Genomic DNA, 8117 nt, shown 5'->3' on the forward strand with positions numbered 1-8117 from the left:
GTCCCCGTACGCCCCTCCCGTCATCCGCCCCCCGTCCCGGAGGCCGCACGCCATGACCCGCAGAACCATCCGTATCGCCATGAACGGCGTCACCGGCCGCATGGGCTACCGCCAGCACCTGGTCCGCTCGATCCTCGCGCTGCGCGAGCAGGGCGGCCTCGACCTCGGCGACGGCGAGGTGCTGTGGCCGGAGCCGGTCCTCGTCGGCCGGCGCGAGCACGCCCTGCGCGCGCTCGCCCAGCGGCACGGGCTGACCGAGTGGTCCACCGACCTCGACGCCGTCCTCGCCGACGAGCGCACCGAGGTCTACTTCGACGCCCAGGTCACCGCCGCCCGCCCGGACGCGCTGAAGAGGGCCGTCGCGGCCGGCAAGCACGTCTACACCGAGAAGCCGACCGCCTCCGGCACGGCCGGCGCCCTCGAACTGGCCCGGCTCGCGCGCGACGCCGGCGTGAAGCACGGCGTGGTCCAGGACAAGCTGTTCCTTCCCGGCCTGCTCAAGCTGAAGCGGCTGATCGACGGCGGCTTCTTCGGCCGGATCCTGTCCGTACGCGGCGAGTTCGGCTACTGGGTCTTCGAGGGCGACTGGCAGGAGGCCCAGCGCCCCTCCTGGAACTACCGCGCCGAGGACGGCGGCGGCATCGCCGTCGACATGTTCCCGCACTGGGAGTACGTGCTGCACGAGCTGTTCGGGCCGGTCACCTCCGTCACCGCGCAGGTCGCCACGCACCTGCCCGAGCGCTGGGACGAACACGGCAAGCCGTACGCCGCCACCGCCGACGACGCCGCGTACGGCATCTTCACCCTCGCCGGCCCCGACGGCCCGGTCACCGCCCAGATCAACTCCTCCTGGACGGTCCGCGTCCACCGCGACGAACTGGTCGAGTTCCAGGTGGACGGCACCCACGGCTCGGCCGTCGCAGGGCTGCGCGGCTGCCGGGCGCAGCACCGCTCGGCCACCCCCAAGCCGGTCTGGAACCCGGACCTCCCCGCCACCGGCTCCTTCCGGGACCAGTGGCAGGAGATCCCCGACAACGCCGACTTCGACAACGGCTTCAAGGCCCAGTGGGAGCTGTTCCTGCGGCACGTCGTCCGCGACGAGCCCTACCGCTGGGACCTGCTGGCCGGCGCCCGCGGCGTGCAACTCGCCGAGCTGGGCCTGAGGTCCTCCGCCGAGGGCCGCCGCCTCGACGTCCCGGAGTTGTCCCTGTGACCACCGCGACCACCCTCCGCCTTCCCCACGGCGACTACCGCCCGCGCACCGAGCCCCGTACCGCCGGCCCCGGTGCACCGGCCACCTCCCGCACCGTCCTCTCCGCCGCGCACGTCGTCGCCGACCCGTACGCCGACACCACCCCCGACGGCCCGGCCGCCGCCCTCGACTGGGACGCCACCCTCGCCTTCCGCCGCCACCTGTGGGCGCACGGGCTCGGCGTCGCCGAGGCCATGGACACCGCCCAGCGCGGCATGGGCCTGGACTGGCCCGCGGCCGCCGAGCTGATCACCCGCTCCGCCGCCGAGGCGCGGGCCTGCGGCGGGCGCATCGCCGCCGGCGCCGGCACCGACCAGCTGCCACCCGGACCCGCCACCCTCACCGACGTCCGCACCGCCTACGAGCAGCAACTCGCCCACGTCGAGTCGGCCGGCGCCCAGCCCGTCCTGATGGCCTCCCGCGCCCTGGCCGCCACCGCCGCCACCGCCGACGACTACCTCACCCTCTACACCGACCTCCTGCGCCAGGCCCGCGAGCCGGTCATCCTGCACTGGCTGGGGCCGATGTTCGACCCGGCCCTGACCGGCTACTGGGGCTCACCCGACCTCGACGCCGCCACCGGCACCTTCCTCCGGATCATCGCCGCGCACCCGGACAAGGTCGACGGAGTGAAGGTCTCCCTCCTGGACGCCGGCCGCGAGGCGGCCCTGCGCCGCCGCCTCCCTCCCGCCGTCCGCTGCTACACCGGCGACGACTTCCACTATCCCGAACTCATCGCGGGCGACGACCCCGCCACCCCCGGCGCCCGCTTCAGCGACGCCCTCCTCGGCGTCTTCGACCCCCTCGCGCCCCTGGCCGCCGAGGCCCTGCGCCTCCTCGACACCGGCGACCGCGCCGCCTTCCGCGCCGTCCTCGACCCCACCGTCGAGCTCGCCCGGCACCTCTTCGCCGCGCCCACCCGCCACTACAAGACCGGAGTGGTGCTGCTCGCCTGGCTGGCCGGCCACCAGGACCACTTCACCATGGTCGGCGGCCTCCACTCGGCCCGCTCCCTCCCGCACCTGGCCCGCGCCTACGAACTGGCCGACCGCCTCGCCCTGTTCCCCGACCCCGCCTTGGCCGCCCACCGCATGCGCGCCCTCCTCACCGTCCACGGAGTCCCCCAGTGACGACCAGCCCCGCCGACGGCCTCGCCCGCCTCAGCATCAACCAGATGACGGTGAGACAGCTCCCCCTGCCGTCCCTGGTGGACGCCTGCGCCCGCCTCGGCGTCCCCGGCATCGGCCTCTGGCGCGAACCGGTCCGGGCCTACGGCCTCAAGGCCGCCGCCGAACTGGTCCAGGACGCCGGCCTCACCGTCACCACCCTCTGCCGCGCCGGCTTCTTCACCGCCTCGGACTCCTCGGCCGACAACCGCGCCGCCGTCGCAGAGGCCGCCGCCCTCGGCACCGACACCCTCGTCCTGGTCTGCGGCGGTCTGCCCCCCCGGCAGCCGCGACCTCACCCGCGCCCGCGAGCGCATCGCCGACGCCCTCGCCGAACTCGTCCCGTACGCCGCCGACCACGGCGTCCGCCTCGCCATCGAACCGCTCCACCCCATGTACGCGGCCGACCGCTGCGCCGTCTCCACTCTCGACCAGGCCCTCGCGCTCGCCGAACCCTTCCCCGCGACCCAGGTCGGCGTGGTCGTGGACACCTACCACGTCTGGTGGGACGACCGGGCCCCCGCCGCCGTGGCCCGCGCCGGCGCCGCGGGCCGCCTGCACTCCCTCCAGCTCGCCGACTGGACCGTCCCGCTCCCGGCCGGCGTCCTCACCGGCCGCGGCCAGCTCGGCGACGGCTGCGTGGACCTGCGCGCCTGGCGCCGCCTCACCGACGCCGCCGGCTACACCGGCCCCATCGAGGTCGAGCTGTTCAACGAGGACCTCTGGGCCCGCGACGGCGCCGAAGTGATCGCAGAGACCGTACGCCGCTACCGGCGCGAGGTGTGCGAGCACCCGTCACCCGGGCCCCGGGAAAACCCCGCGCACCCCAGCCCGCGGCCCGCCTAGTCTCCGCCCATGACATCCCGCCCTCGGCTCGAAGTGCTCACCCCCGCCAACCTGGACGCCGCCCTGGCCGTGCGGGTCCGCCCCGACCAGGAGGTCGCGGTGGCACCGGTCGCCAAGTCCCTGGCCGAGGCCTACGTCCACGGCGAGACCGCCTGGCCGCGCCTCATCATGGACGGCGACCAGGCGGTCGGCTTCCTGATGGTCTTCCTGGACATCGACTGGAAGGGCGACGGTTCGGGCGACGTGCGCTCCGGCCTCTGGCGCCTCAACATCGCAGCCGACCACCAGGGCAAGGGCTACGGCCGCTTCGCCGTCGCGGCCGTCACCGCCGAACTCCGCCGCCGCGGCGCCGACCGCCTCCACGTCACCTGGCACCCGGGCCCCCACGGCCCCGAGCCCTTCTACCTCGGCCTCGGCTTCCACAAGACCGGCGAACAGGTAGAAGACCAGACCGTAGGCGTCCTCGCCCTCTGACTCCCCCCGGGCCCGGTCATCCCGAGGACCGTTCCCTCGGTCGTCCGTCGGCGTCCTGTCGTCTCCTGGCCGGCCGCGTCCCCCTCGCAGGTCCGGCCCGTGGCGGCGTCCGTGCACGGACCACTCGGTCGCGCTCCCGCTCATGGCGGGGCGGTGTGGTCAAGGGCGATGGTGCGGGACAGCAGACGGCCGGCCGTCTCGCGTCTGCAACCCAGGGTCCGTCCGTCGATCCCGGTCGACCGAGTGGAGGGCCGTCCCTGCGCCGCCCTCGAATCGACCCATCATTCAGTCGAGCCAGGCAAGGGGATCTTCGGCCGGCTCGTTGTCCGGAGTGAGCACCGTGAACGACACGGGCAGGTCCAGTGTCGCCAGTTGGGCGGCAGACCGCGGGGAGAGAGTGAGCTGGGTCCAAGGGAGCCACCACTCGGGGCCCGGTTCGACGACGCCGGAAACAGCGATCTGCACCGTATGACCCTGGTGGACGAGAGCACGGAGCCCGTCGAGGGCGAGCGAGACATCCGCGACGAGCGCCGTCACGCTCCCTTCCAGGCCGTCGGGCCGGCGAGGGTCCACCGAGTAGGCCCACCAATTCGGCCCGGTATGGACGCTGCCCCCGGCACCGGTATCCGCGAACCGGATGCCGCTCAGTGTCTGCTCTACTGCGGATGGTGAAAGGCCGGGCTTGGTCACCGCCAGCGAGACGGTGATCTCCCGCCACTGCCCGCTCGCGCCAGCGGCATCCGGGGCTGTCTTCTCGCTCATTGACCTCACCTCTCGCTGAGGCTGGGCGCGAGAACCAAGGGCACTCCCAGCCGGGCCAACCGGAGTACTTCGGCGGCGGACAACATGATCTGCGCGTCGTTCTCCGCATATCCGCTGATGCGGATGACCGCGCGTACTCCCGGCTCGGCCAGTAGGGAGTGGACGAGGCCGCTTCGGGCCTCGACCGGCGTGAGCACCGTGTCGAGCTGCTCCGACAGGTCGCGGGTGGACCACTCATCGCATCCCAGTACCCACCGCCCGTCCTGCCTGCCGGGCGGCCCCCAGGGGTCGTCGCCGGGTGGGTTGGCCTTCGTGGGCTCGATTCCCAAGAATGCTGTCACGTGGTCCGGGTTGAGTTCGGACCCTTGAATGATGAAATCCGTGGCCGGGACGGCCCAGGGCTTGGCGGCGCCATCTTGGTCGCGTGTCATCTCTATCGCCATCTCTTTGGTCAGGCAATTGATGTTACTTGAATTCCCTGCAGGCAGCCCAGTGCACGTTCCCCATGTTCTCCGTAAGGAGTTCTGCGAGCTTTGTCCGCTGCGCCACGGTCGAAGAGTTCTCGTAGACGGTGAAGCCACCTGGGCCTTTGGCCTCGGGAGGGGCGAGTGTGTAGTTGGGAATCCGGTCCCCCGGCCCGAAAGTCTCCACAGCGTGGCCGGGGTAGGAACCGCCCTCGACAGCTACGCCGTTGAGGCCCGGTATGCGCTCGCCGTGCGGGATGTAGAAGGAGACGGTGGTGCCCTCGGGCACGGTGACCTCGCCTGCCATGTGCTCGTAGTAACCGTGTCCCGCGAGGACCGTCTCGCCGTCGGGCCTTCCGCCCTCCAGAACTCTGGTGGCGTAGTAACGTCCGTCATCGTCAGGCCATTTGCGCTCGACGACTTGAGGGCTGCTCTCCATGACTGCCCTCTTGACCTCCTCGAAGGCGGGGAGCTCGCCACCGGCGCCTCGACTCGTCAGGTTGTCCAACGGGTCGCCCGTATGGCTGCTCGACTTGCCGGTTGACGGTAGAAGCGGTCTGGTCGGCGGCTGACCAGCGGGCGCTCTGGCCATGCCCGCCCGCCCGGCGGTGCGGACCAGTCCGACGCCCTTGGGCCCGACGGCCTCGGGAAGCAGGCGCCCGAAGAACTCCATCGGGTCGCCCTTGGCGGCCTCCCAGGTGTTCTGCGCCACACGGTCGGGGTTGGCGGCCGACGAGACCAGTCCGGCGAGCGTGGTGTTGACGCCCTTGGTGTACTCAGCGGGGTGGGTGATGTTGTAGGGGTCGACCGGGAGGAGTGAGCGGACGAAGCCGACCAGTCCGGCCGTGCCCTTCACCACCCCGCCGGCCAGGTGCGTGCCCTCGACGCCGAGGTTGAGGCTGTGGTCGATGAAGTCTCGCTTCAGCTTCTCGCGTCCGGTCGGCTCCCGGGGAGCGTGCGCCATCGCCGCGATGAGCATCGACGTGGCGGTTTCGGCCATCCCGTCGCGGGCGCGCCGGGCAGCGGCCAGCACCGCGTGCGCCCGCTTCACCTTCGCCGTGCCGGGGTCGGAGAACTCACCGGGGTGGGGCAGCGGATCGTCACCGTTGCGCGCTGCGTTGTAGGCGTCGACCTTCTTGTTGTAGGCGGTGACCGCGGCCTCACTCTGTACGGTGCCCTCCTGGTACAGCGCGATGGCCTCCCGGGCCTTGCCCTGGGCGGCGGCGAGCGCCAGCGCGTAGGACTCCAGAGCCTTGGCCGCGTCCTCGAAGGCGTCGGCGGCGTGCAGCCAGTCGGCGGGCAGGGGGCGCAGCTTGTCCCGGAAGGCCTCGGCCGCCTCGCCCTTCCACGGGCTGGAGTCGATCCGTCTCAGCCCGGCACCGACCAGGTCGTAGGCGCGCTGGAAGTCCCGGAGGTTCCTCACCGTCGCGCCGATCTCACCCGGCTTGCCGTGGATCAGCTCTTCGGCGTCGTCGGTCTGGCCCAGTTCCTTCTCGCCGACCTCGGCGCCGAGTGAGGAGGCGGTCTCGTCGCCCCAGTCCTCGACGGTTTCCGCCAGCCCCGCGTGGCCGGCCGTGCGCAGCCCGCCGCCGACCTTGTCCGTGGTCCAGTCGACGCCCTCGCCGACGAACTCCTTGCCCTTGTCGATCCCGTGGTCGACGGTGTCGACGACCTGGTCCGTGACCTCGCCGGCGAGGTCCTTGAAGCCTTCCCAGCCCGCCATCAACGGCCCTCTCCCCACCGGGGCTGCTCGGCCTGCTCGACGGTCGCCTGGTCCGGTGCCAGTGTCTCCTTGAGCTCGCCGTCCAGTTCCGCCCGCAGCCGCGGGTCGACGGTGCCGGAGTGCTCCATCGAGTCCAGCAGCGAGTCCTCGACGTCGTACGCGGTGTTGCGCCAGGTCTGCACCACCTCGGCTTCCGCCTCGCGCATCGACTCGGCGCTCCAGTCGGCGCCGTCCGTGGGGCTCTGGTCGCGGACGGTCCGCCAACTCATCCGCGTGACCTCCTCCTCGGACAGGTGCGGGTTGCCACGGATCGAGTGCACGCCGATCTTGATGGTGTCCTCGACGTACTGCTCCTGCTCGGCGAAGGAGCCGGCCGACAGCCCGAGGGAGTGCGCGAGGAGGCTGCCGCTGAGGGAGAGCGCGCGCACACCCCACTCCCAGCGCTCACAGAAGGTGCCGAACTCGGCCGCCAGTCCACCGTGCCCCAGCTCCAGGGCGGACAGGGCCAGGCCGGAGAAGCCCCGGCCGACCGACGCCTGTCCGAGCGTGCCGAGGTCCTTCAGCTCGGAGTGGGCCAGGTCGATCCCCCGGGCGATCGCCGTCAGCACCTCCTGGGACGCCGCCAGGTCCGGTTCACCACCGCTCACTTCGTGCCCCCGTTCACCGTCGTCCCCCGAGATCCACCGCTACCGTGTCGGGCACCACGCCCGCCACCGGCGGGAAGAGCATCCCGTCGTGGCTTCCGGCGTCCAGTGCCACCCCGCCCGGGCCGGGGAGCGCCGGGACGACCGCGTCCAGCAGCCGCGCCCCGAGGAGCGAGCGGTAGGCCCATTCCCGGTCCGACTCGCCGCGGGCGTAGGCGAACCGGGCCAGGGCGGGCGCGTCGGAGAAGGCGCAGATCCAGCGCACGCCGCCGAAGTCCGCCGTCCACAGGCTGTCCCGCTCGTCGAGCGGCACCAGCACGGCGGTGCGCCGGAACTCGCCGAGCAGGCGCGCGAACCGCCGCCGGGCTTCCGTCACTTCGGCCGGTCCAGCGAGTGGCCCTGAGTCATGGTCCCCCGTGTCGAACACGCTCGGAATGCTGTCAAATGACGATCAGCCAAGCAACGTGGACAATCAGCCGTACGCGGCGGATGGCGCGAACGAGTGCCCCGTCCGTGTCCTCTTCGGTGGCCAGGCCGTCCACAGGCCCCCACCCGCTGTCCGAGGCGGGCGCTACCGTCGGGGCATGTCGTCATCGTCCTCATCGTCCACGGCGGGAGCGGGTCCGGCGGGCGCGCCGGGGGCCGGGTCGCGTCCCGCCGTGGTCGAGGGTGTGCTGGAGCGGATCACGTACGCCAACGAGGAGAGCGGCTACACGGTCGCGCGGGTGGACACCGGGCGGGGCGGGGGCGAACTGCTCACGGTGGTGGGGGCGTTGCTCGGGGCGC

The 8117-nt window shown here is 72.3% G+C and carries 9 protein-coding genes and 1 pseudogene; 5 read left to right on the forward strand and 5 right to left on the reverse strand.

Annotation, left to right across the window (positions count from 1 at the left end):
* The first annotated feature begins 52 nt into the window (after positions 1 to 52).
* The 4 genes and pseudogenes from C6N75_RS19900 (at position 53) to C6N75_RS19915 (ending at position 3738) form a co-directional block, all read left to right on the forward strand.
* Positions 53 to 1213 carry a Gfo/Idh/MocA family protein gene (locus C6N75_RS19900; RefSeq protein WP_105870271.1) on the forward strand — a complete coding sequence of 387 codons (1161 nt, stop codon included), beginning with the start codon at positions 53 to 55 and terminating at the stop codon, positions 1211 to 1213.
* A complete protein-coding gene (locus tag C6N75_RS19905; RefSeq protein ID WP_105870272.1) occupies positions 1210 to 2382 on the forward strand; it encodes a dihydrodipicolinate synthase family protein in 1173 nt (390 codons plus the stop codon). Before C6N75_RS19900 ends, C6N75_RS19905 begins: the two co-directional genes overlap by 4 nt.
* 44 nt (positions 2383 to 2426) lie before the next feature.
* A pseudogene (locus C6N75_RS19910) lies at positions 2427 to 3264 on the forward strand (sugar phosphate isomerase/epimerase family protein).
* 9 nt (positions 3265 to 3273) lie between these two features.
* The gene (locus C6N75_RS19915; protein WP_105870273.1) at positions 3274 to 3738 is read left to right on the forward strand and encodes a GNAT family N-acetyltransferase; all 465 of its coding nucleotides are present in this window, start codon (positions 3274 to 3276) and stop codon (positions 3736 to 3738) included.
* 285 nt (positions 3739 to 4023) lie between these two features.
* Here C6N75_RS19915 and C6N75_RS19920 read toward each other — a convergent pair whose 3' ends face one another.
* The 5 genes from C6N75_RS19920 to C6N75_RS19940 are packed head-to-tail and all read right to left on the reverse strand — an operon-like array spanning position 4024 to position 7758.
* Positions 4024 to 4500 (reverse strand): hypothetical protein, encoded by a 477-nt coding sequence (locus C6N75_RS19920; RefSeq protein WP_105870274.1) that lies wholly within the window; start codon positions 4498 to 4500, stop codon positions 4024 to 4026.
* Between the two features lie 5 nt (positions 4501 to 4505).
* On the reverse strand, positions 4506 to 4943 hold the full coding sequence (locus tag C6N75_RS19925) for a DUF4279 domain-containing protein (protein ID WP_105870275.1): 438 nt from the start codon (positions 4941 to 4943) through the stop codon (positions 4506 to 4508).
* A gap of 22 nt (positions 4944 to 4965) precedes the next feature.
* A complete protein-coding gene (locus C6N75_RS30805; protein WP_181160543.1) occupies positions 4966 to 6687 on the reverse strand; it encodes a putative T7SS-secreted protein in 1722 nt (573 codons plus the stop codon).
* Entirely contained in the window at positions 6687 to 7334 is a 648-nt protein-coding gene (locus tag C6N75_RS19935; protein WP_105870276.1) for a hypothetical protein, read from the reverse strand. Before C6N75_RS19935 ends, C6N75_RS30805 begins: the two co-directional genes overlap by 1 nt.
* 13 nt (positions 7335 to 7347) lie before the next feature.
* Positions 7348 to 7758 (reverse strand): SseB family protein, encoded by a 411-nt coding sequence (locus C6N75_RS19940; RefSeq protein WP_258177507.1) that lies wholly within the window; start codon positions 7756 to 7758, stop codon positions 7348 to 7350.
* 157 nt (positions 7759 to 7915) lie between these two features.
* Between C6N75_RS19940 and C6N75_RS31685 the strand changes: the two genes are divergently transcribed.
* Positions 7916 to 8117 (forward strand): YrrC family ATP-dependent DNA helicase (locus C6N75_RS31685; RefSeq protein ID WP_146132615.1); only part of this gene is annotated, 202 nt, incomplete at its 3' end.

The sequence above is a fragment of the Streptomyces solincola genome (assembly GCF_002982015.1).
Lineage (GTDB): Bacteria > Actinomycetota > Actinomycetes > Streptomycetales > Streptomycetaceae > Streptomyces > Streptomyces solincola.

What these genes read in the sequence shown, in the direction of transcription:
- C6N75_RS19915 (WP_105870273.1), top strand. Translation starts at nt 3,274, where the DNA reads ATGACATCCCGCCCTCGGCTCGAAGTGCTCACCCCCGCCAACCTGGAC.
- C6N75_RS19925 (WP_105870275.1), bottom strand. Translation starts at nt 4,943, where the DNA reads ATGGCGATAGAGATGACACGCGACCAAGATGGCGCCGCCAAGCCCTGG.
- C6N75_RS19920 (WP_105870274.1), bottom strand. Translation starts at nt 4,500, where the DNA reads ATGAGCGAGAAGACAGCCCCGGATGCCGCTGGCGCGAGCGGGCAGTGG.
- C6N75_RS19900 (WP_105870271.1), top strand. Translation starts at nt 53, where the DNA reads ATGACCCGCAGAACCATCCGTATCGCCATGAACGGCGTCACCGGCCGC.
- C6N75_RS30805 (WP_181160543.1), bottom strand. Translation starts at nt 6,687, where the DNA reads ATGGCGGGCTGGGAAGGCTTCAAGGACCTCGCCGGCGAGGTCACGGAC.